Source organism: Acinetobacter sp. GN11 (genome assembly GCF_054823985.1).
On sequence record NZ_JRVL01000012.1, the window covers coordinates 19,790 to 42,978 of the forward strand.

The window sequence follows — 23,189 nt, forward strand, 5'->3', positions numbered from 1 at the left end:
AACAGGAAAGTAGGATATGTTGAAGAAAGGTGTTTTTTATATTGGTGCTGTGCTTATGGTCGGCTGTACAACTTTGCCTGATCATTCTGACTCCAAAGGGAAAACACCTACTCCGCCAGTGAAGAAAAATACGGAAACTCCATCGGGTGTAAAAGTTACACCTTATGAGCATCCGGAAATTCAACGCAAAAATTTACAGGTGATTGTTCCGCAGCAAAAGAAACCCCAACGCTTTAATGATGATGGGAGCCAATTACCTGCATTTAGAGTCTTAATGCAAAAAACACAACAGGCTTACAAAAACCAGCAATGGTCAGAAGCTGAAAGCTATGCGCTTCAAGCACAGCGCTTAGCGCCCCAAGCGGCTGAGACTTATTTATTTCTTGCTCTTACTGCAAATCATAAACAGCAATATTCTAATGCTGAGTCTTTAGCACGACGTGGTTTGAGTTTTGCCCAAAGTCAGGCCATGAAAAAGCAACTTTGGTTGACCATTTTAAAAGCTGGACAACAACGTAATAATCAAAAAACTGTTCAAGAAGCGCAACAAGCATTAAAAGCTCTCTAGCTTTTAATGCTTGTTTATTTTTTATTAGAAATTACGAATACCCGCTACGCCATACGCACCATGTTGCTGTGCTGTGGCTAAATCATCAGGACTCATGCCTCCCAAAGCGAATACGGGAATCTGGCATTTCTCAATCAAGTCAGTTAAACGATCCCACTCTAATGCGCTAGCATCTGGATGGGTCTCTGTTACTTTGATAGGACTTAAAAAAACAGCATCACAGCCAATTTGCTGAGCATGCTGTAAAGAAACTGCATCGTGGCAAGCAGCAATAAAACGCACTCCCACTTCCAAGTCGCCTTTATGCAAACTCATTAATTGGGATTGCTTAAGATGTACTGTTTTTATATGACTTTTTAACTCAGGTTTTAGCTTGTGCCAAACATCGACATTCACGATTAATTTTGAAAGCTGATTGGTATCTAAAAAAGCTAATTTTTCTAGATCTGCCTGATCAAAACTATCTTTTTCACTACGCCAATACACTAAAGTGTCATCATTTTCGACTGGTGTCAGCATAGGACTAATTTTGATGAGATGAGGCCAATACAATCTTTTTATGATGTCTTTATTCGCTTTTGGAAAGTTTAAGTGAAGTAACTGTTCACGTGTGTACCATGCCCATGGTTGATGAATAAGATTTAATAGTTCATCAGGCACATAACTATGGAATAAATGTAAATTGACAATAATGTCATCGTACTCATGATGAATATAATCAAATTGGTGCCAATCTTTTAAACCAATACCCACTTCTTCATAGATTTCACGGCGACAGGCTTCTTCAGGTGTTTCACCCTGCTCAACCTTTCCTCCAGGAAACTCATGCTTTCCACCTTGATGTTGCTGCTCTTCGCGCCATCCAACTAATATTTTTCCGCGATGGATCAAGATTGCTATAGCGACATCGACGATTGGTTTGGGCATTTTTATACTCTCTAAAACTTTTCTCAAGTGTAAGCAAATTTTATCATTTTATAAATTTTTTAAAATCTCATTGACAGATCTATTCGATAATGATTATCATTTAAATCGTTCAAGAACATACCACGGAGCACAACAAATGAACGCACCTTTTAGCTTATTTACTCGTAACAATGAAACAGCTCATGCCTTACCAATGTTACATTCTAACAACCTCTTTGCATTAGGCCGTGAAATCCGCATTATGCATGCTGGCGAGGAATATCGTTTACGCCTCACTCGCAATAATCGTCTAATTTTAACTAAATAAAAAATACACTCGCGTTTCAATAATATTCGTGGGAAAACAAAAAATGGATAGCATGGGTAACCATGCTATTTTTTATAATGGAAGATTAACCTCTACCCTCAAACCGCCCTGTTCAGCATGCATAAAACGCAATTCACCATTATGCAATTCAATAACTTTTCGAGTAATTGAAATTCCCAACCCAGAACCTTGCTGCTGAGTGCCTAATACTCGAAAAAAACGCTGCCCTAAACGTTGCAATACCTCATCATCTACACCATTTCCTGTATCTTCTATAGCGACCTTAATTTGCTGTTCATCCTGACTCATCTCGACATGAATAGAACCTAAATTCGGGCTATAACGAATGGCATTATCAAATAAATTTCTAAAAGCAATAAACAGTAATTCTTCATTCGCAAAGGTTTTAGTTTCTGTCGATAAGGTATTTGTCTCTATCAACATTTGTTTAGCTTGCGCATCTAAAGTTACAGTTTCAATGACTCTAGCCAATAAGTAATTTAAATCGATAACTGTTTTAGGAAGTTGTGGCTGCTCTGCTTCATTGGGTTCTAGGCGAGCCAGAAGCAGCAAGTTTTCAAGTACTTTTGTACTCCTTGAAACGTCTTCTTGTGTGCGCTCAAAGTCCTGATGAAGTTCTGGAACATGTTGATATTTACGCTGTAAAACCTGAAGGCGCATTTGTATGGCAGATAATGGCGAACGTAGCTCATGGGAAGCATCTGCGGTAAAACGCTGCTCAGCGACTAATGCCCTTTGCAATCTTGAAAGTAATTGGTTTAGAGCATCAATCACAGGTTGAATTTCGGTAATGACATCTGGATCTTGAATTGGTTCTAAATTTGAAGCTGTTTTTTGGGCAATACGTCTAGAGAGTAAATTTAGCGCAGCCAATTGATGCTCTGTTCGCCAACTTACAATGACCCATTGCAGCAACCAGAATAACACCATAAGACCACTATAGCCTGCAAGTGCTTTGAGTACTTCTTCAATACGTGTACTCATAGGCTGGAAGACTTCAACTTCTAGTTGAGAGTCTTCTTGTTGTGCAGCCAGACTCCGCCATAATTGACCATCAAACCAAAAATATGAAAAACCTTCAGATAACTTTCCTTGTTCAAAAAGTTCATGTTGATAACTATGAGAATGAGTAAGTAATTGGCCTGAGCTTAATAATTCATATTGAATATCAAATTCATCACTGAGCTGATCAAACTGTTTCATAGAATGTTTAGAAAGATCAGAAACCAGCAAAGTATCTGAAATTTCATCCATGATTTCGTCTTGCACTGACATGTTGTGATAAACAGAAAATATGGTGAGTAAGCTTAAAGCCAGTAAGCCCACCACCACACTACTCCACATGGTGGTTTTAACCAGTTGCGACTGCAAAGATGAGCGATTTGATTTCATTTTAAATCCCCCATACGGTAGCCTAGCCCCCGTATGGTTTTAATGCAGCTACTCCCGATTTTTTTTCGAAGCTGATAAATAAATACCTCAATTGCATTACTTTCAATTTCCTCACCCCATGCATAGAGTGCTTCTTCTAATTGATCACGAGTAATAATATGTTCAGGATGAACCATCAGCTTACGCAATATTTGAAATTCTTTTGCCGTTAAATCAATAGACTTGCCAGCGTTTAATACAACTTTAGCTTGTGTGTCGAGTTTCAAATCACCCCACGTTAAAATCGATTGCTGACTCAAAGTTTGTTTACGTAATTGAGCACGAATGCGGGCAGATAACTCTTCTAAACTAAAAGGCTTAATCAAATAATCATTTGCGCCTAAATCTAGTCCTTCTACTCGATCATGAATGCTGTCACGGGCTGTAATAAAAATAACAGGAACATTTTTTTGTTTATAACGGATCGTTGTTAGAACTTTTTCACCCGCTAATTGCGGCAGTCCCCGATCAAGTAAAATACAGTCATAGTCATGCTGCTCGATTGCCGTAAGCGCATAATCCCCCCTTTCCACCCAATCGACCTGATAACCGTCTAACTCTAACCAAGATTGAATACTTTCCGCTTGAGAGCGATCATCTTCTGCAAGCAAAATTCTCATCTATTTTTTCCTGTTCTATCCTGAGTTGATCTTGCCAAGCCTTTATAAAAAAAGCAAAGCCGCATCATTTAAATGCGGCTGAAAGCAGTAGATCCAGAGATCAATTCATTAGAACTGAACTTGATCCACCTCAATTTCTACACGTTTTAAAGGCTTATAGTCGATGTCTACTTCACCAATTAAAGTCACATTTGTATTTGGTGAAATAGGACGACCTTGCCAAAGTTCATCATCTACATCAACCGTAATGCTACCTGTCTTGTCACGAAATTGGTATTTTTCATCGCCTAAAGACTTTACAACCTGACCATGTACTTTGACCGGTGTATTATCTTTAGCCGTTAATGCATGCTTAACAGTTGTTACAGTTACTGGAGCAATTGCTGCCTGATTCACAGGTGTATTCGCCATAGCGACACTAGCAGCTGTTAGACCTGTAGTCATTATCATTGCTTTAAGCATTTTCATAAGATTACCTTTTTAATCACATCTTGGAATAACATAAGTACATCATGCATAAATGAGGTGAATCTTAAGAAAAAGTTAATTTAATGGCACAACCCGTAATACCTCTTCTAATGTCGTAAGACCATCAATGACTTTACGAGCACCCGCAATTCTTAAGGGTTCTATACCTTCTTTTTTAGTTTGTGTTCTCAAATCATTTAAAGTCATATGGCTACTAATAAGATGCTTAAGCTCAAGACTGACCGGCATAAATTCATAAATACCCACTCGCCCTTTATAACCTGTATGACGACATTGTTCACACCCTACTGCCTGATAAACTTTTTCTGGCATGTCCATAATATAATCGAATGTGAGGTGTTGCCATTCATCCTCATTAATATGAGTTTGCTGTTTGCAGTGCGGACAAAGCTGTCGTACTAAACGCTGTGCGAGAACACCCAAAATTGTGGCTGCTGTCAAGAATGGTTGCACGCCTAAATCATGCAAGCGAGTCAAACTAGACGGCGCATCATTGGTATGTAAAGTTGATAATACCAAATGACCTGTTAATGCAGCCTGAATTGCCATATTCGCTGTATCTTGATCACGAATTTCCCCAATCATAATAATATCGGGGTCTTGACGCATGAGCGCACGAACACCATCTGCAAAGCCTAATTCAATTGCATTGTTGACTTGCATCTGGTTAAAACTAGGCTCTAACATTTCAATTGGATCTTCAATGGTACAGACATTGACCTGATCTGTTGCGAGCTGCTTTAACGAAGAATATAGCGTTGTCGTTTTACCTGAACCTGTAGGACCAGTGACTAAAATAATACCATGGCTATTTTTTGTTAACTGTTGCCACTGTTGTAATAAACTCTCTTCAAAACCCAGTTGATGAAAAGAACGTACCAACACATCTGGATCAAAAATCCGCATGACCAGTTTTTCACCAAAGGCTGTTGGCAAGGTTGATAAACGTAGCTCTGTTTCTTGCCCCTTTGGCGTCCGAGTTTTTAATCGACCATCTTGTGGTTTGCGCTTTTCGGCGACATTTAAACGTCCTAAAATCTTAATACGTGCAATCACGGCGGTCAGTGTATTTGAAGGCATGTTATAAATGGTGTGCAAAACACCATCTATACGGAACCTGACTTTACCGTTATCTTTACGCGGTTCCATATGAATGTCACTGGCACTTTGTTCAAACGCAAACTGTAAAATCCAGTCGACTAATTTCACAATATGCTGATCATTCGCATCTGGGTTTTGACTATCGCCAAGCTGCAAAAGAGCTTCAACGTTTTTAGTGTCACGGTCATGAGCTGCATCTTTTTGAGCTGAGTTTACCGCCCGACTGACCTGATAATACTCTCTCAAATAGCGTTGCAACTGTTCAGGATTAAGCAGTACCCGCTCAATTTTTTTAGGTGCTAGACTTCGCTCTAGATTGTTTAGCCAATCTGTTTGAAATGGCTGATCTGTTCCAATCACGATTCGGTCGGCATGAATTTCAACAGCTAAAATATGATTGCGAATGGCAAACTCTTGTGACATTACCTGCGTTAAAGCACTCACATCTGCCTTTAAAGGATCAATCACAAATAAAGGAAGTTGAACCCGATCTGCAAACCACAAACACAAGCGGTTTAAACTTAAATGAGCGTGTGTGTGCTGTTGATCCTTTAAATTAAAATGTGCAATCCACTGTAATGGATGCCACTTTAATTGGTCTTTTTGGCGGTGGCTTGACTGTACAAGTAATTTATCTCGTTCTGTAATACGGCCTTCTTGTAATAGTTGTTCTAGACACCAATACGTATCTATTTGTACATGTGCATTCATGCGTTATCCCCAATATATTTTTATAATATAGCAGAGATATTTTTGATTTAGCTCACCACAAAATTAGTAAACCCAACTTTTAAATATTCTTTAACTTCAAATAATTAAACCAATTCTCAACTTAATATTTTTTTGCGTCATAGTTCATATTTATAAAAATACTCTGTATATGGTTTTGTCTAAAAAAGATACTATGCTCACTATAATAAAAAGCATAAACTGAACGTGAATATATGATTTTTAAAATGATTCAAATCTACTTATAACAATAAACCAAAGAGGAAGTAATATGGAGCTTCCAATGACAATGTCATTACAAACAACTTCATTTGAACAATTCATTACCGTCATTGCTGCGGCGCTCGGTTGTGGCTTATTGATTGGTCTAGAGCGTGAACGAAGTAAGCTTAAACATGAATACAAAACTTTTGCGGGATTTCGTTCTTTTGCAATTAGTTCCCAACTCGGTGCAATCTGCTTTTTATTCGGCACTGAAATTGGAATTGTAGGTGCTCTTCTCATTGGGGCAATTAGTATTGTATCTCTCAAAAATCAGCCCAATGACCCCGGTGTGACCACCGAACTTGCTTTTATTATGACTTACTTTATTGGGGCACTTTGCATTTGGAATATCTCATTGGCTGCTGGACTCGCCGTGATCATGACGATTATTTTATTGGCTAAACAATCTATGCATGGCATTGCCAGTCAGTGGATTACTGAATCGGAATTGCGTGATGGTATTTTTCTACTTGCCTTACTGTTAATAGCGCTGCCTTTAGTACCCAATAAACCCTTTTGGGGTCCAGTTTTAAATCCGCATGTGATTTTAAAATTACTCACTTTGATCTTATTTGTACAAGCACTCGCCCATATTGCGAAACGGTTACTCTCATCTAAAAATGCGCTATTACTTTCGTCTTTGGCTTCAGGTTTTGTTTCCAGTACAGTGGCAATTGCCACTTTAGGTTTAGAAGTACGCTCTGGTCGAGCAAATGCAACAACAAACGCGGGGGCAGCCCTGATGTCTTGCGTTTCAACGCTTATTCAAACTTTAATTATTGTAATCGGTATTAGCTTTGCTTGGTTTAAGCTCATTATATTTCCTACACTTATTGCATTAGTTGTTTTAGCTGTCTGGGCCTTCATTTTATTACGAAAAGCAGAACCTAGCACTTCGACTCCAGAATTAGATTCAAGAATGTTTAGTCTTAAAGAAGCCATTATTATTGCTTCAACACTCGCTATCATTCAGTCGGGGGTTTATGGCTTGAATGTATATTTAGGGGATGCCGGCTTAATTGCTGGTACCCTACTCGCATCTTTATTTGAAATACATGCAGCTATTATTGCGGTAATTGTACAAGGCGAACCTGATAGTGCTCATATGTCTCCCCTATTAATTGCTTTTATGGGAGGCTTTGCCGTTCATGCGCTTGCCAAAAGTGTGAACTCTGCAATTTCGGGCGGGCGACGCTATGCCCTTGCTTTCGTGCCCGCCCAGCTCATTCATATGGCTATATTTATTAGTTTACTTTGGCTCAATATTCACTGGTTCTAAAAATATCTATACAACCGAAGAAGTCTTCATCACATCAATGACAGTAACTACAAATTGATCGACTTTAAAATGAATATCAAAGTTTGAAAATTTCATTTTATAGATTCGTTCGGCGTCTTCTTGATAGGCAGGCCGAGGGTCTAAAGCTAAGACTTGCTCAAGCTCATCAATGTACTGTGAATTCATTTCATTATTTTGCAGAAAATATTTTTGTGCTGTTAATGCAGCTTCGCTCCAAATGACTGACTTCCGTTCGGGTTCTGCATGTGCATAACCACTTTGTGCATCAACAATTGCATCAGAATATTGAATGTAGGGTTTGATATCTAAAATTGGGGTGCCATCCAATAAATCACTTCCTGTGACATAAATGCGAACAGACTTACCGGCTTTTTCCACTTTATTCAGCTTTACAACTGACAGCCCGATTGGAGATGGTCGATACATGCTACGTGTAGCAAATACGCCAATTTTTTCATTACCACCTAAACGTGGCGGACGAACCTGTGGACGGAATTTATCGGCACTACCCTGATTTTTATTTTCATGAAACTGCCAGACTAGCCAGAGATGACTAAACTGCTCAATGCCCTCAAATGCCAACAAGTCGTTATACGGTTCTATCATATCGATATAAGACTCAATATTTACCAAATTAGGCTGCCGTGGAATACCAAATTTTTCACGATAAGGCGAACACATGTGGCCGATTATGGGGAAGGTGACAGAGTTGTTCATCACTTTTTCTTATAAACACAATTAAATATATTCAGTTTATCGGGAATGAAATTAGATTAGAATAGCTATCTGTTTTCTTTTAATCGTGATCGAGACCTTTAATGGCTGCTTTTAACGTCGAACGCATTACTCATGTTCATCACTGGAATGACACCCTTTTCAGTTTTAAAACTACACGCGACACTAGCTTACGTTTTAAAAATGGTCAGTTCGTAATGATCGGACTTGAAGTGAATGGCAAACCGTTAATGCGTGCGTATTCGATTGCAAGTGCAAATTACGAAGAAGAGTTAGAATTCTTCTCAATTAAAGTACAAGAAGGTCCTTTAACTTCGATTTTGCAAAAAGTACAAGTTGGCGATGAAATTTTAATTTCTAAAAAACCGACAGGTACATTGGTTCATGATGACCTTTTACCGGGTAAAAACTTGTACCTTTTATCTTCTGGTACTGGCCTTGCACCATTCTTATCAATTATTCGTGACCCAGAAACTTACGAACGTTTTGAAAAAGTAATTGTTGTTCATGGTACACGCTATATTTCTGAATTAGCTTATCAAGACCTTATCTTGAATGAACTTCCAAACCATGAATTCTTTGAAGAGTTAGGTATTAAAGACAAACTTGTTTACTACCCTACTGTAACTCGTGAACCTTTCCACACTCAAGGCCGTGTAACAACTGCAATTGAAACTGGCGCTTTATTCGAAAAAGTTGGTTTACCACGCTTTAACCGTGAAACTGACCGCGCAATGCTTTGCGGTAGCCCTGCTTTCTTGAAAGATGTTGCTGCATTACTTGACCAACATGGTTTAGTTGAATCACCTCGTATGGGTGTAATGGGCGACTACGTGATTGAGCGTGCTTTCGTAGAAAAATAAGATTTTTCTAATTAAAAAACCGAGGCACAGTCCTCGGTTTTTTTATATCTGTTTTATAAGTTAATTTTGCCATCGATACAGGTAACAGCAGTTCCACCCACTAAAATTTTATCCTGATGCAATTCAAGTTGAAGCTGTCCGTCACGACCTAAAGCCTGTCCCTGTGAAGAAAGAACGACGTCATTTTGTGCTGGCAAAATACCATGGTAACGAATGAAAGACGCCACACTACCATTACCACTGCCACAAACTGGATCTTCATTTATTCCAATTGAAGGAGCAAATGAGCGGACTTCTATATGTTTTTGCTCATCATTATTTTCATAAAAACCATAAACCGTCGCTCCACCAACTTTCATTTCTAAATCATGCTCTTTTAGAGCAGCAAAGTCTGGTTGGCTATCTAAAACAGCTTGCGCGTTTACAGCTTGCAAGACAACCCAACGCGCCCCTACATCAACCAATGTGGCATTCCATTGAGTATCAATCTGACATTTTAAAATCTTTGCCAACTTCTCAGTGTGCATTGCGTCAAGTGGAGTAATTTTAGGCTTAGGTAGTTCAAATGATATATGCCCTGAGCTACTCACAGTAAGAGCAACTAAACCCGCAGCACATTGCTGTACCAGCTTACCTTCTTTGGCTGTCACGAGGCCCGCTTCAAGCAAAGCATAGGCTGTACCAATTGTAGGGTGTCCTGCAAATGGCAATTCACTTTGCGGAGTAAAAATTCGAACCTGATAGTCAGCTTGTGAATCGGTCGCAGGGAGCACAAATGTCGTTTCAGAAAGATTAGTCCAATTGGCAATTTCCTGCATCTGTTCAGATGTTAAGGTACTGGCATCCATAATGACTGCAACAGGATTACCTTTAAATGCTTGTGAAGTAAAAACATCAACTTGTTTAAATGCAACAACGGACATAGACCACTCCTACTGATTTTGTAATTAAAAATTATGGTTTTAAATCCTTACCATAGGTCTGATATTACTGATTTATTTTTAATGGTCACAGTATCAGTTTTTATTAAAAATAATAGACACAGTTTTTAAGTTTAGATTTGTGTTAAATGAATAAATCAAAAGCCATCACAATATTTGAGTTAAATAAAAGATCACGATAAAGTGTATCCATTACTTTGGCTTTTTAATGAATTGACATGTACAAATATAAAAAAGTGAGTGATGACCTAACCCTTCAAATTCAGAATGGCAGACAGGCTATTGGTTCACGCTTACCATCAATCCGAGACTGCGCAAATCATTATCAAGTCAGCATTAATACTGTCAAAGAAGCTTATCGTCAGCTTGAAGACCAAGGTTTAATTTCTGTTCGCCCTCAGTCTGGCTACTATGTTTGTCATGCACCTTCAAACCTGCTAGAACCCCAAGAGCGTTATGTGAGTGAAGAAAAAGTGCCTCTTTCAGGCATTAGTTGCTTCCTCGCTCAAATCGTTAAAAAGCAGATGGATCCAGCCTATGTCAATTTGGCTCTTGCTTGCCCTTCAGGTGAAACCTTCTATCCGATTGAGCGACTAAAACGCTTAACTGCTCAGGTTTTACGGACACAATCAGATATTTTTAAAAGCTATACTTTACCGCCCGGATCTACACGTTTACGTACACAAATTGCTAGGCGAGGCTTACAACTTGGCATGTTTCTTTCAGCAGATGATATTGTACTCACTCATGGCACAATGGAGGCTTTAAGTCTCGCGATTATGGCAACAACTCAAGCGGGTGACAGCATAGCCCTTGAGATCCCTACTTTTCATAACTTGTATCCTCTTCTTCATAATTTAGGCCGAAAAATTATAGAAGTTCCAACTTCGCCACATACAGGCATGTGTCTAGATACACTTGAAAGACTCTTAAAATCACAAAGTGTACAAGCCATATTAACCATTCCAACAGGACACAATCCCCTCGGTTTCAGCATGCCCGAAAGCAACCGCCGTTGTTTAGCAGAGCTAGCCAATCAATTTCAAGTTCCTGTCATTGAAGATGCGATATATGCCGAATTGCAACTGGCCGAACCTCTCTTACCCAACATTAAGGCATTTGATCAAAATGGATGGGTTCTCGTATGTAGTAGCTACACTAAGACTGTAGCACCGGACTATCGAATCGGTTGGTTAGAAGCTGGGCGCTTTCGTAACATTGTGCAGCAGCTTAAATTTACGACAACGGTGGCCGAGCCTGCTTTGCTCACCGAAACATTAGGGCTTTTCTTAGAAAATGGTGGGTATGACCTGCATTTACGTCAGCTCAAAAAACGCTATCAACAACAAATTGATACCATCAAATCTTATATTTGTCGTTATTTTCCACTCGGTACTCGAGTCAGTCGTCCGCAAGCAGGATTTATTTTATGGTTAGAGCTACCCGAATCGATAAATACCTTAGAACTTTTTCACCAAGCAATGGACGAAAAAATCTTATGCATGCCGGGAATTTTGTGTTCGGCTGATAAACGTTTTAGTCACTGTTTACGTATAGCAGCGTGTTTCGAATTAAATCCTAAAATGTTAAATGCTTTGATGCATTTAGGAGAACTAGCAAGAAATATACTACCTGCGCAAAAAGATATAGGCCAAATCCCTACTAATTCAGTAGGTTGAATCAAAAATACAGAGTTAATAAAATAAAACCATATATTTTTTATGCCTTTTATTTTATGAAAACTGAACTCCTCTCTCCCGCAGGTTCACTTAAAAACATGCGCTATGCATTTGCCTATGGTGCAGATGCGGTATATGCAGGCCAACCACGTTACAGTTTACGTGTGCGCAATAATGCTTTTGATCATGACAATTTAAAAATTGGGATTGATGAAGCGCATGCTTTGGGTAAAAAGTTTTATGTTGTGGTGAATATCCAGCCACATAACAGCAAATTAAAAAACTTTATTCGTGATCTTGAACCTATTGTAGCGATGCAACCAGATGCTCTTATTATGTCTGACCCGGGCTTAATCATGATGGTGCGTGAGCATTTCCCAGAAGTACAAATTCATTTATCTGTTCAAGCCAACGCCATTAACTGGGCCACTGTTAAATTTTGGAAAGATTACGGTTTAAGCCGTGTGATTTTATCGCGTGAGTTATCTTTAGAAGAAATAGAAGAAATCCAGCAACATGTGCCAGATATTGAACTCGAAGTTTTTGTACATGGCGCACTATGCATGGCCTACTCAGGCCGTTGCCTACTTTCTGGTTATATGAACAAACGTGATGCCAACCAAGGTGCTTGTACTAATGCTTGCCGTTGGGATTATAAACTTCATGAAACTCAAGAAGATGCAAGCGGAGATGTAATTCCCGTCACTCAGCTCAACACCTCAGAAAAGTCTTGCTGCTCATCAGCACAATCAGAAAAAACTTCAGCTCAAACTTTGCTTGTACAACGTAATGATGAAGAAATGTTTGCTGCCGAAGAAGATGAGCACGGTACCTATTTTATGAACTCGAAAGATTTACGTGCTGTACAACATGTAGATCGTTTAACAAAAATGGGAATCGCCTCATTAAAAATTGAAGGTCGAACTAAATCCTATTTTTATTGCGCCCGTACTGCCCAAATTTATCGAAAAGCCATTGATGATGCGTTAGCAGGTAAACCCTTTGACTCAAGCTTAATGGCTCAGCTCGAAGGGTTGGCGAACCGTGGTTACACCGAAGGTTTTTTAAGACGTCATGTGCATAGCGAATATCAAAACTATGCCGATGGTTCATCACATTTTGACTATCAACAATTTTGCGGCGAAGTATTAGAACGCCACAGCGATTATATTCGCATTGAGGTTAAAAACCGTTTTGTAGTGGGCGACTCACTTGAACTCATGACACCTCAAGGCAATATCACGTTTACCTTAACCGAAATGCGCGATTTAAAAGGTAATTCAATTATGGATGCTAAAGGTTCAGGGCATTTCGTTGAAATTCCACTCTCACCAAATATTGATGTTAGTTATGCTCTACTCATACGTAACTTACCGCATACGAAAGAAAATATTACTGCCTCTACATTGGCTTATTCAGCGAGTTGAAAATGGCACTATTGATTACAAATGAGTGTATCAATTGTGATATGTGCTTAGCTGAATGCCCGAACATCGCTATTTTTGAAGGGAGCAAAGTTTATGAAATTGATCCACTTCGTTGTACCGAGTGTGTAGGTTTTTACGATGCGCCAACATGTAAGGCTGTTTGCCCTATCGATTGTATTAAACAAGACCCTGCACATATTGAAAATAAAGAGCAACTGCTAGAGAAATTTAAGGGGTTAAATTTACTCGGCTAATCTATCTTTAAAAAAGTCTATCGAGGATCAAGCTAAAGTCGCTGGTCCTCTTAAATAACCATGCAAACCCAATATTAAATAAATGAATAAATAGCTGAGATTGCTTTGCTAGTGATAAAATCAAATGATCAGTTCAGTTTGATTTACTGGTCATTTTGTACCAAAAAAATTAAACAATCGTTAAAACTGGTCAAACCATTTCAACATTTCATATAGATTGATTAAAACTCTCTCTGGCGCAGCTTCCCATGTCTTATCTTTATTTAGCAATTGCCATTGTTTGTGAAGTCATTGCAACTTCAGCTTTAAAAGCATCTCAAGGTTTTACTGTTCCCATTCCATCCATCATTACTGTTGTGGGCTATGCAATTGCTTTTTATTTATTGTCCCTGACATTAAAAACGATTCCGATCGGAATTGCATACGCCATTTGGTCGGGTGCAGGTATTATTTTGATTTCGGCAATTGGCTGGATATTTTACAAACAGCATTTAGACTTGGCGGCCTGTATTGGTCTTACTTTGATGATTGCAGGCATTATCATTATTAATGTGTTTTCTAAAAACACCCATCTATAAAATATAATTAAAAAAGCAACCGAGTAAGATGCGAATCTTTTTTTTAAAAAATTTCACCTTACTCGGTATGAACAGCTTATTTCAAACTGCCCGTCAAAAATTGCTTTAAACGTTCACTTTTCGGATTATTGAGTACTTCATCGGGATGGCCCTGTTCCTCAATTTTCCCTTGATGCAAGAAAATTACTTGATTAGATACATGACGTGCAAAGCCCATTTCATGGGTCACCACAATCATGGTACGGCCTTCTTCAGCCAAACTCTGCATGACCTTTAGTACTTCACCTACCAACTCCGGATCAAGCGCACTAGTTGGTTCATCAAACAACATGACTTCAGGTTCCATCGCCAAAGCACGAGCAATCGCTACACGTTGCTGCTGACCACCAGATAAAAAAGCTGGATATTTATTCTCAACACTTTCAGGCAATCCAACTTTACGTAGATATTTGCGTGCACACTCTTCTGCTTCAGCACGTTTCACTCCAAGCACATGAATTGGCCCTTCAATGACATTTTCCAGTACTGTCATGTGAGACCATAAATTAAAGTGCTGAAACACCATCATAAGTTGGGTACGCATTTTTTGTAGTTGCTTTGGGTCAACCACTTTTAAATTGCCTTTTTTATCAAAGACTGTGCGTAGTTTTTCGCCATTGAGCTTAATGGTGCCATTGCTCGGTTGTTCTAAAAAATTGATACAACGCAGCAAGGTGCTTTTACCTGAACCGGATGAACCAATAATACTAATTACATCGCCAGCATTTGCATCAAGTGATATCCCTTTCAGTACTTCATGATCACCAAATGTTTTGTGTAAATCACGAATCACTAGTTTTGCAACGTGTTCCATTTATGTCTCCTAATGATTCGATGGCTTTAAAAATGCCAACCAACGTTTTTCCAACTTACGAAATATCCAAATCAAAATAAATGCCAACACTGCATACAACACCGCGGCAATTCCAAAAGCATTGAAGGTGTCATAAGTTGCCGCATTTACATCACGCGCAATTTTCAAAATATCTGGAACAGTTGCTGTAAATGCAATGGTTGTCGCGTGCAACATCAAAATGACTTCGTTACCGTAAAATGGCAAAGCACGGCGTAACATCGAAGGAATGATAATACGTGTGTAGAGTTTCCATTTGGACATACCGAAAGCTTGGGCGGCTTCAATCTCACCATGTGGAATAGAACGAATCGCTCCAGCGAAGATTTCAGTCGTATATGCACCAGTATTGAGCGCGAATGCCAAAATGGTGCAATTTATGCCCTCTCGAAAAAATGCATCGAGCGTCTGATGTTCATGGATGTAATCAAAGCTATAAATGCCTGAATAAATAATCAGCAATTGGATATACAGTGGTGTGCCACGAAAAACGTAGGTAAACAACCAAACTGGACCACGCAACCAAAGATTTTCTGATACACGTGCAAGTGATAAAGGCACAGCAAGCACAAACCCAATACCAATAGAAAGCACCAATAACCAAGCAGTCATCGCGACACCGGTCATTTGTAAGCCATCAGTCCAAAGGTATGCCTGCCAATATTGTTGAAGGATTTCAATCATAATTGTCCCTTCCTTACACCAGCAGAATAACGACGTTCAAGCCACATTAAAATGAGGTTCGACACGGTGGTAATTGCTAAATAAATCGCGGCAGCCACGATGCTGAAAAAGAACAGTTGCATGGTACTTCTACCCGCATCTTGCGTAATTTTTACAATATCAGTCAGGCCAATAATTGAAACCAGTGCGGTTGCCTTAATCAAAACCTGCCAATTATTACCAATACCCGGCAATGCAAAACGCATCATTTGAGGGAATAATACACGTCGAAAAACCTGCCAAGGAGTCATCCCATAGGCCATTGCTGCTTCAATTTGACCCGTTGGAACCGATTGAAATGCACCACGAAAGGTCTCGGTAAAATATGCACCATAAATGAACGCTAAAGTAATCACACCAGCCACGAATGGGTTGATATCAATCTGGTCCATTTGCAGTGCTTCAGTAATTTGGTTCAACCCTAACTGCAAGCTATAAAATAACAGCAGCATAATTACCAAGTCAGGCACACTACGAATGAGCGTGGTATAGGCGGTCGCAATATAACGTAAAGCTTTAATATTAGAGAGTTTTGAACTCGCACCAATTAAGCCAATAATGACAGAAAGCAAAAGTGACAACAGCGCAAGCTGTATGGTCATCCATGTTCCGCTGAGAAGGAGTGGCCCGTAGCCAGATAAAAACATGACTCATCTTCTCCTTAAAACAATATCTAATATTGATGAGATGAGAATAGATTTTAAAATGTCGGCACTAAGCCGACATTTTTCACATCATTAGTAAATGTTAAAGGAGAAATATTTTTTCTCGAGTTTCTTGTATGTTCCATCCGCAATGATTGCTGCGAGAGCTTTATCAATATTCGCTTTCAAATCTGTATCTTCTTTGCGTAAACCAATCGCTGCGCCTACACCCAGTGTTTTTGCATCAACCACATTGCCACCGACAAAACCGAAGTTTTTGCCTTTTGGTTGTTTTAAGAAAGCACCATCAACCATGATTGCATCTTGTAAAGTTGCATCTAAACGACCTGACATCATGTCTTGATAAATCAAATCTTGGACTGGATAAGGTACAACGGTTACACCTTTTGTTGCCCAATAGGTTTTAGCATAAGTTTCTTGAATTGTGCCCTGTTGTACCCCTACACGCTTACCTTTCAATGATGCAGCTGTTGGTAATAACGGTGAGCCTTTTTTTGCAACCATACGCGTTGGCGTATTATAGATTTTACTAGTAAACAAAATTTGTTTCGCACGTTCATCAGTGACCGTCATTGATGAAAGAATGCCATCAAACTTTTTCGCTTTAAGTGCTGGAATCATCCCGTCAAAAGAGTTTTCAACCCAAACACATTTGGCTTTGAGTTTTGCACAAACGGCATTACCCAAATCAACATCAAAACCAGTTAACTTGCCATCTGGTGTTTTATATTCAAACGGCGCATAAGAAGATTCAGTACCAAAACGAATCACCTTCCAATCCTTTGCTTGTACATTCGTCGCAACAGCAGCCAAAACTAAAGTTGTTGAAACGAACATTTTTTTCATAAAGCTTGCCATCTTGAAGCTTCTCCTTAAAATCCAAATAAGGTGATAAAAATTTGAGTATTTCTAAATTACTCTTCTGTCGAAATAATTGCAATTTCTATACCATAAATTAAGGATTTATGAAGATGTCAAAACAGCAGATTGTATTACCTGATTAAATGTTGAGAAATCACTCAAACTGTAAAGCTAATTTTTGAGTGTATAGGCTTCTGCCATATTTTCATTTTCGACCAATGTTCGAATGGTATATTCATGATTATGTTCTTTGGCACTAGCAAATTCACATTTCTGATCCCAGAGCATTGAGCAACCACTCAACAATGGACACCCTGCAAATAATTCAGCCACCCAATCAACAAACACACGAACTTTAGGCGATAAATGACGGTTTTGTAGATATACGACTGATATAGGCATAGGTGCAGGTAACCATTCAGTCAGCACTTCCTTAAGTGTGCCATCTTCTAGATGTTTCCCCACCATGTAATATGGGCATTGAATTAAGCCAAAACCCTGTACAGCCAAATCAACATATGAATCACCATCGTTGACAGAAACACGCCCTTTCACACCAACGCTATGAATCTCACCATCAACCATAAAATCCCAGTCAATATTGCGTCCGGTACGACTATTAAAATAATGCACGACTTGATGTTCTTTTAAGTCATCAATAGTTTCCGGTTCGCCATGTTCCGCCAAGTAACGCGGTGCAGCAACCGTCACACATTGAATTGTGCCGATACGACGTGCCACTAAACTTGAATCTTTTAACTGACCAATACGAATGACACAATCCACCGCATCTTGAACTAAATCGACCGGACGATCACTCATTCCAATCACCAAATCAATATCGGGATACTTGGCATGAAAATCACAAAGCATTGGAATCAGAATGAGTCGTCCAATTGAAGCTTTAACATCAATGCGTAGTCGACCTCGTGGTCCACGTTCCGAGTCATGAAAATTTGATTCAACATCTTCGACATCGGCTAAAATTCGTGCAGTACGTTCATAATAAACCGCACCATCTGGTGTCAAACTGAGTTTCCGAGTGGTCCGATTCAATAAACGAACCTGTAAATGTTTCTCTAAACCCTGAATGGTTGTAGTCACTGAAGCGCGCGGTAGGCCTAAACTGTCAGCCGCTAAACTGAAACTATTTGTTTCAACAACTTTGTTAAATACTTTCATCGCATGAAATAGATCCACACGCACACTCCTATCAATTAATGCATTTTTTCATTCAAACACATCAATTGTTATAAAAATACGAATAGTGTTATCGAATTTAATATATTTATTCGTAATTGACAAACTTTTATGCTCCGTTCATCCCATAAACCCTGTTTCTCCCATACGGACCATAATTAAAAGTCTGAAAACAGGTATCCAGATGATTAGGAGCACCTCATGTCATTTTCACGCAAACAGTTCGCGCTGTCTGCCATCTTTGTCGCCATTTTGGCAACGGGTGGCAGTTTTATGTTTTTACATGAAAATGCCGATGCAAAAGCTGCACCGACAACAGCCCAACAAGCTGCTACTGTTGATATTTCCAATGTCATCAGCAAAACCATTACCGATTGGCAAGAATATTCCGGTCGCTTAGAAGCCATTGATCAAGTCGATATTCGGCCACAGGTTTCAGGTAAACTCATTTCAGTACACTTCAAAGATGGCAGTCTGGTTAGAAAAGGCGAGTTACTTTTTACTATTGATCCACGTCCTTTCGAAGCAGAACTGAATCGTGCCCAAGCTCAACTTGCTTCGGCTGAAGCACAAGTGACTTATACGGCATCGAATCTTTCCCGTATTCAACGCTTAATTCAAAGTAATGCTGTATCTCGTCAAGAGTTGGATCTGGCAGAAAATGATGCGCGCTCAGCCAGTGCCAATCTGCAAGCCGCTAGAGCAGCCGTTCAATCTGCACGCTTAAATCTGGAATATACCCGTATTACTGCACCGGTTAGCGGTCGAATTTCACGTGCCGAAGTAACCGTGGGTAATGTGGTTTCTGCTGGCAGCGGAGCACAAGTTTTAACAAGTTTAGTGTCTGTATCGCGTCTCTATGCATCTTTTGATGTTGATGAACAAACTTATCTCAAATACATCAGTAATCAGCGCAATTCAGCACAGGTTCCTGTCTATATGGGACTTGCCAATGAAACTGGTTTTTCTCGTGAGGGAACCATCAACTCAATCGACAATAACCTAGATACAACCTCAGGTACGATTCGTGTTCGAGCGACTTTCGACAATCCAAACGGAGTTTTATTACCGGGTTTATATGCTCGAATCCGTCTGGGTGGTGGTCAACCTCGTTCAGCAATTCTGATTAGTCCAACAGCGGTCGGCGTCGACCAAGATAAACGCTTTGTTGTTGTAGTCGATGCTAAAAATCAGACCGCTTACCGTGAAGTAAAACTTGGCACACAACAAGATGGCTTGCAAATCGTAAATAGCGGATTACAAGCGGGTGACCGTATTGTGGTGAATGGTTTACAGCGAATTCGTCCGGGTGACCCTGTTACCCCGCATCTTGTTCCGATGCCAAATGCGCAAATCACTGCAAGCAGCACTACTCCTCAACCTCAGCCAACAGAAAAAACATCAACTCCGGCAAAAGGTTAATCACATATGAATATTTCTAAATTCTTTATTGATCGGCCGATCTTTGCTGGTGTGTTATCAGTATTAATTTTGCTTGCCGGTTTACTTTCGGTATTTAAATTACCGATTTCAGAATACCCAGAAGTTGTTCCACCATCTGTGGTGGTACGTGCTCAATATCCAGGTGCAAACCCGAAAGTAATTGCTGAAACTGTCGCCTCTCCGCTTGAAGAATCGATCAACGGCGTTGAAGACATGCTGTATATGCAGTCTCAGGCAAACAGTGACGGTAACTTAACCATTACAGTGAACTTTAAGCTCGGTATTGACCCAGACAAAGCTCAACAATTGGTTCAAAACCGCGTGTCTCAGGCAATGCCTCGTTTACCTGAAGATGTACAGCGCTTGGGTGTCACCACCTTAAAAAGTTCACCTACTTTAACTATGGTTGTGCATCTGACCTCACCAGATAATCGCTACGACATGACTTACTTACGTAACTACGCGGTACTGAACGTAAAAGATCGTTTGGCACGTTTACAAGGTGTAGGTGAAGTTGGTTTATTCGGTTCTGGTGACTACGCTATGCGGGTGTGGTTAGACCCACAAAAAGTAGCGCAACGTAATCTCACAGCCACTGAAATTGTGAATGCAATCCGTGAACAAAATATTCAGGTTGCGGCAGGTACAATTGGTGCGTCACCAACCAATTCACCTGTACAACTTTCAGTGAATGCTCAAGGTCGTTTAACCACTGAGCAAGAATTTGCAGACATTATTTTAAAAACTGCACCCGATGGCGCGGTCACCCGATTGGGTGATGTTGCTCGTGTTGAACTTGCAGCCTCACAATATGGCTTGCGTTCATTGCTTGATAATAAACAAGCAGTTGCCATTCCAATTTTCCAAGCACCGGGTGCCAATGCTTTGCAAGTATCCGATCAAGTGCGTAGCACGATGAAGGAGCTTTCAAAAGATTTCCCATCTTCAATTAAATACGACATTGTTTACGACCCAACTCAATTCGTACGTTCTAGTATTAAAGCAGTCGTTCATACCTTACTTGAAGCAATTGCACTGGTTGTTGTGGTTGTTATTTTATTCTTACAAACATGGCGTGCTTCGATTATTCCATTGCTTGCTGTACCAGTTTCAATTATTGGTACATTCGCGCTCATGCTTGCTTTTGGTTACTCGATCAATGCGCTTTCACTGTTCGGGATGGTACTTGCCATCGGGATTGTGGTCGATGACGCGATTGTCGTCGTCGAAAATGTCGAGAGGAATATTGAAGCAGGTTTAAGCCCAAGAGACGCAACTTATCGCGCCATGCGAGAAGTGAGTGGTCCAATTATTGCGATTGCCTTAACCCTCGTTGCCGTGTTCGTACCGCTAGCCTTTATGACGGGCTTAACAGGGCAATTTTATAAACAATTTGCCATGACCATTGCAATTTCAACTGTCATTTCGGCATTTAACTCCCTTACGCTCTCTCCTGCTTTAGCAGCCATGTTACTGAAAGGACATGACGCTAAACCTGATGCATTAACACGCATTATGAACCGCATATTTGGACGTTTCTTTGCGCTGTTTAACCGCGTATTTACACGTGCGTCAGACAACTATGGTAAAGGCGTAAGTCGTGTCATATCTCATAAAGCATCGGCAATGGGTGTCTATGCAGCACTTCTCGGCTTAACCGTTGGTATTTCTTATATTGTTCCGGGTGGCTTTGTTCCCGCCCAAGACAAGCAATACTTGATTAGCTTTGCTCAATTACCAAATGGCGCTTCATTAGATCGTACCGAAGCAGTCATTCGTAAAATGAGCGATACAGCACTTAAGCAACCTGGTGTAGAAAGTGCAGTTGCCTTCCCTGGCCTCTCAATTAACGGTTTCACTAACAGCTCAAGCGCCGGTATTGTCTTTGTGACGTTAAAGCCATTCGATGAACGTAAGGCCAAAGACTTATCTGCTAATGCAATTGCAGGTGCTCTCAACCAGAAATATTCAGCCATTCAAGATGCCTATATTGCAGTTTTCCCACCACCACCCGTGATGGGCTTAGGGACAATGGGCGGCTTTAAACTCCAACTCGAAGACCGAGGTGCCTTAGGCTATTCAGCCTTGAACGATGCTGCACAAAACTTTATGAAAGCAGCTCAGTCAGCGCCTGAACTTGGCCCAATGTTCTCAAGTTATCAAATTAACGTACCTCAACTGAACGTAGATCTAGACCGTGTAAAAGCCAAGCAGCAAGGTGTTGCTGTGACAGATGTTTTCAACACCATGCAGATTTATTTAGGCTCTCAGTACGTTAACGACTTTAACCGCTTTGGACGTGTTTATCAGGTTCGAGCACAGGCCGATGCCCCTTTCCGTGCTAACCCTGAAGATATTTTGCAGCTTAAAACCCGTAACAGTGCGGGACAAATGGTGCCGTTATCTTCATTGGTGAATGTAACTCAAACTTATGGTCCTGAAATGGTAGTTCGTTATAACGGTTACACATCAGCCGATATTAACGGTGGGCCTGCACCGGGTTATTCATCTAGCCAAGCAGAAGCTGCGGTTGAACGTATTGCTGCTCAAACTCTACCACGTGGTATCAAGTTTGAATGGACAGATTTAACTTACCAAAAAATCTTGGCTGGTAATGCAGGACTCTGGGTATTCCCAATTAGTGTATTACTCGTGTTCTTAGTTTTAGCCGCTCAATATGAAAGTCTAACTTTGCCTTTGGCTGTAATTTTAATTGTACCGATGGGTATCTTGGCAGCTCTGACGGGTGTTTGGCTGACAGGTGGAGATAACAACATCTTTACCCAAATTGGTCTGATGGTCCTGGTCGGGCTGGCCTGTAAAAATGCCATCTTAATTGTCGAATTTGCAAGGGAACTCGAAATGCAAGGTGCAACTGCATTTAATGCAGCCGTTGAAGCAAGTCGTCTACGTTTACGTCCCATTTTAATGACTTCTATTGCATTCATTATGGGTGTCGTACCACTGGTTACCTCAACAGGTGCAGGTTCTGAAATGCGTCATGCCATGGGTATTGCGGTGTTCTTCGGCATGATCGGTGTAACGCTGTTTGGTTTGTTCCTGACCCCTGCCTTTTATGTTCTGATTCGTACACTAAACAGTAAACATAAATTGCATTCGGCAGCAGTTCATGAAGCGCCTTTATGTAACCCACATGATCATTAAGGAGGA

General features: G+C 40.1%; 22 protein-coding genes. 10 read left to right on the forward strand and 12 right to left on the reverse strand.

Annotated elements, in window-relative coordinates; translation table 11 throughout:
• Nucleotides 1-16 precede the first annotated feature (16 nt).
• A complete protein-coding gene (locus NL42_RS01545) occupies nucleotides 17-568 on the forward strand; it encodes a tetratricopeptide repeat protein (protein WP_461311508.1) in 552 nt (183 codons plus the stop codon).
• 24 nt (nucleotides 569-592) lie between these two features.
• On the opposite strand, the gene NL42_RS01550 is transcribed toward NL42_RS01545, so the two are convergent.
• Nucleotides 593-1,495 (reverse strand): NUDIX domain-containing protein, encoded by a 903-nt coding sequence (locus NL42_RS01550; protein ID WP_461311509.1) that lies wholly within the window; start codon nucleotides 1,493-1,495, stop codon nucleotides 593-595.
• A gap of 136 nt (nucleotides 1,496-1,631) precedes the next feature.
• Between NL42_RS01550 and hemP the strand changes: the two genes are divergently transcribed.
• Nucleotides 1,632-1,802, forward strand: coding sequence for a hemin uptake protein HemP (hemP, locus tag NL42_RS01555; protein WP_004643472.1), 171 nt, complete (start codon nucleotides 1,632-1,634; stop codon nucleotides 1,800-1,802).
• A gap of 72 nt (nucleotides 1,803-1,874) precedes the next feature.
• Here hemP and NL42_RS01560 read toward each other — a convergent pair whose 3' ends face one another.
• The 4 genes from NL42_RS01560 to NL42_RS01575 form a co-directional block, all read right to left on the reverse strand.
• The gene (locus NL42_RS01560; RefSeq protein WP_461311510.1) at nucleotides 1,875-3,215 is read right to left on the reverse strand and encodes an ATP-binding protein; all 1,341 of its coding nucleotides are present in this window, start codon (nucleotides 3,213-3,215) and stop codon (nucleotides 1,875-1,877) included.
• Complete coding sequence (locus tag NL42_RS01565; protein ID WP_461311511.1) at nucleotides 3,212-3,874, reverse strand: response regulator transcription factor; 663 nt, start codon at nucleotides 3,872-3,874, stop codon at nucleotides 3,212-3,214. Before NL42_RS01565 ends, NL42_RS01560 begins: the two co-directional genes overlap by 4 nt.
• Before the next feature lie 108 nt (nucleotides 3,875-3,982).
• Nucleotides 3,983-4,342, reverse strand: coding sequence for a NirD/YgiW/YdeI family stress tolerance protein (locus NL42_RS01570; RefSeq protein WP_336169710.1), 360 nt, complete (start codon nucleotides 4,340-4,342; stop codon nucleotides 3,983-3,985).
• Nucleotides 4,343-4,417: 75 nt separating this feature from the next.
• A complete protein-coding gene (locus tag NL42_RS01575) occupies nucleotides 4,418-6,175 on the reverse strand; it encodes a GspE/PulE family protein (protein ID WP_461311512.1) in 1,758 nt (585 codons plus the stop codon).
• 289 nt (nucleotides 6,176-6,464) lie between these two features.
• Here NL42_RS01575 and NL42_RS01580 point away from each other — a divergent pair, with 289 nt between their 5' ends.
• The gene (locus tag NL42_RS01580) at nucleotides 6,465-7,736 is read left to right on the forward strand and encodes an MgtC/SapB family protein (RefSeq protein ID WP_461311513.1); all 1,272 of its coding nucleotides are present in this window, start codon (nucleotides 6,465-6,467) and stop codon (nucleotides 7,734-7,736) included.
• 6 nt (nucleotides 7,737-7,742) lie between these two features.
• On the opposite strand, the gene tsaA is transcribed toward NL42_RS01580, so the two are convergent.
• Nucleotides 7,743-8,474: a tRNA (N6-threonylcarbamoyladenosine(37)-N6)-methyltransferase TrmO gene (gene tsaA / locus NL42_RS01585; RefSeq protein WP_461311514.1), complete on the reverse strand. Its 732-nt coding sequence runs from the start codon at nucleotides 8,472-8,474 to the stop codon at nucleotides 7,743-7,745.
• Nucleotides 8,475-8,575: 101 nt separating this feature from the next.
• Here tsaA and NL42_RS01590 point away from each other — a divergent pair, with 101 nt between their 5' ends.
• The gene (locus NL42_RS01590) at nucleotides 8,576-9,355 is read left to right on the forward strand and encodes a ferredoxin--NADP reductase (RefSeq protein ID WP_016137545.1); all 780 of its coding nucleotides are present in this window, start codon (nucleotides 8,576-8,578) and stop codon (nucleotides 9,353-9,355) included.
• A 53-nt stretch (nucleotides 9,356-9,408) separates the two neighbouring features.
• Here the strand turns inward: NL42_RS01590 and NL42_RS01595 are convergent, their stop codons facing one another.
• On the reverse strand, nucleotides 9,409-10,278 hold the full coding sequence (locus tag NL42_RS01595) for a PhzF family phenazine biosynthesis protein (protein WP_461311515.1): 870 nt from the start codon (nucleotides 10,276-10,278) through the stop codon (nucleotides 9,409-9,411).
• Between the two features lie 230 nt (nucleotides 10,279-10,508).
• Between NL42_RS01595 and NL42_RS01600 the strand changes: the two genes are divergently transcribed.
• From NL42_RS01600 to abeS, 4 genes are all read left to right on the forward strand, one after another.
• A complete protein-coding gene (locus NL42_RS01600) occupies nucleotides 10,509-11,975 on the forward strand; it encodes an aminotransferase-like domain-containing protein (RefSeq protein ID WP_461311535.1) in 1,467 nt (488 codons plus the stop codon).
• Nucleotides 11,976-12,031: 56 nt separating this feature from the next.
• The gene (trhP, locus tag NL42_RS01605) at nucleotides 12,032-13,402 is read left to right on the forward strand and encodes a prephenate-dependent tRNA uridine(34) hydroxylase TrhP (protein WP_461311516.1); all 1,371 of its coding nucleotides are present in this window, start codon (nucleotides 12,032-12,034) and stop codon (nucleotides 13,400-13,402) included.
• 2 nt (nucleotides 13,403-13,404) lie between these two features.
• Nucleotides 13,405-13,656: a YfhL family 4Fe-4S dicluster ferredoxin gene (locus tag NL42_RS01610; RefSeq protein WP_461311517.1), complete on the forward strand. Its 252-nt coding sequence runs from the start codon at nucleotides 13,405-13,407 to the stop codon at nucleotides 13,654-13,656.
• Between the two features lie 248 nt (nucleotides 13,657-13,904).
• Nucleotides 13,905-14,234: a multidrug efflux SMR transporter AbeS gene (gene abeS / locus NL42_RS01615; protein ID WP_252612492.1), complete on the forward strand. Its 330-nt coding sequence runs from the start codon at nucleotides 13,905-13,907 to the stop codon at nucleotides 14,232-14,234.
• Nucleotides 14,235-14,310: 76 nt separating this feature from the next.
• Here the strand turns inward: abeS and NL42_RS01620 are convergent, their stop codons facing one another.
• From NL42_RS01620 to NL42_RS01640, 5 genes are all read right to left on the reverse strand, one after another.
• Nucleotides 14,311-15,087: an ABC transporter ATP-binding protein gene (locus tag NL42_RS01620; protein ID WP_013197223.1), complete on the reverse strand. Its 777-nt coding sequence runs from the start codon at nucleotides 15,085-15,087 to the stop codon at nucleotides 14,311-14,313.
• A gap of 9 nt (nucleotides 15,088-15,096) precedes the next feature.
• The gene (locus NL42_RS01625) at nucleotides 15,097-15,810 is read right to left on the reverse strand and encodes an ABC transporter permease (RefSeq protein ID WP_016137538.1); all 714 of its coding nucleotides are present in this window, start codon (nucleotides 15,808-15,810) and stop codon (nucleotides 15,097-15,099) included.
• Nucleotides 15,807-16,496: an ABC transporter permease gene (locus NL42_RS01630; RefSeq protein ID WP_013197222.1), complete on the reverse strand. Its 690-nt coding sequence runs from the start codon at nucleotides 16,494-16,496 to the stop codon at nucleotides 15,807-15,809. The genes NL42_RS01625 and NL42_RS01630 overlap by 4 nt, the downstream gene beginning before the upstream one ends.
• 90 nt (nucleotides 16,497-16,586) lie before the next feature.
• Nucleotides 16,587-17,372, reverse strand: coding sequence for an ABC transporter substrate-binding protein (locus tag NL42_RS01635; RefSeq protein ID WP_461311518.1), 786 nt, complete (start codon nucleotides 17,370-17,372; stop codon nucleotides 16,587-16,589).
• A 174-nt stretch (nucleotides 17,373-17,546) separates the two neighbouring features.
• Nucleotides 17,547-18,575, reverse strand: a complete 1,029-nt coding sequence (locus NL42_RS01640) for a LysR family transcriptional regulator (RefSeq protein ID WP_461311519.1) — start codon at nucleotides 18,573-18,575, stop codon at nucleotides 17,547-17,549.
• 201 nt (nucleotides 18,576-18,776) lie between these two features.
• Here NL42_RS01640 and adeF point away from each other — a divergent pair, with 201 nt between their 5' ends.
• Both adeF and adeG read left to right on the forward strand, forming a co-directional pair.
• On the forward strand, nucleotides 18,777-19,997 hold the full coding sequence (adeF, locus tag NL42_RS01645) for a multidrug efflux RND transporter periplasmic adaptor subunit AdeF (RefSeq protein ID WP_461311520.1): 1,221 nt from the start codon (nucleotides 18,777-18,779) through the stop codon (nucleotides 19,995-19,997).
• Between the two features lie 6 nt (nucleotides 19,998-20,003).
• Nucleotides 20,004-23,183 (forward strand): multidrug efflux RND transporter permease subunit AdeG, encoded by a 3,180-nt coding sequence (adeG, locus tag NL42_RS01650; protein WP_461311521.1) that lies wholly within the window; start codon nucleotides 20,004-20,006, stop codon nucleotides 23,181-23,183.
• The last annotated feature ends 6 nt before the right edge of the window (nucleotides 23,184-23,189 follow it).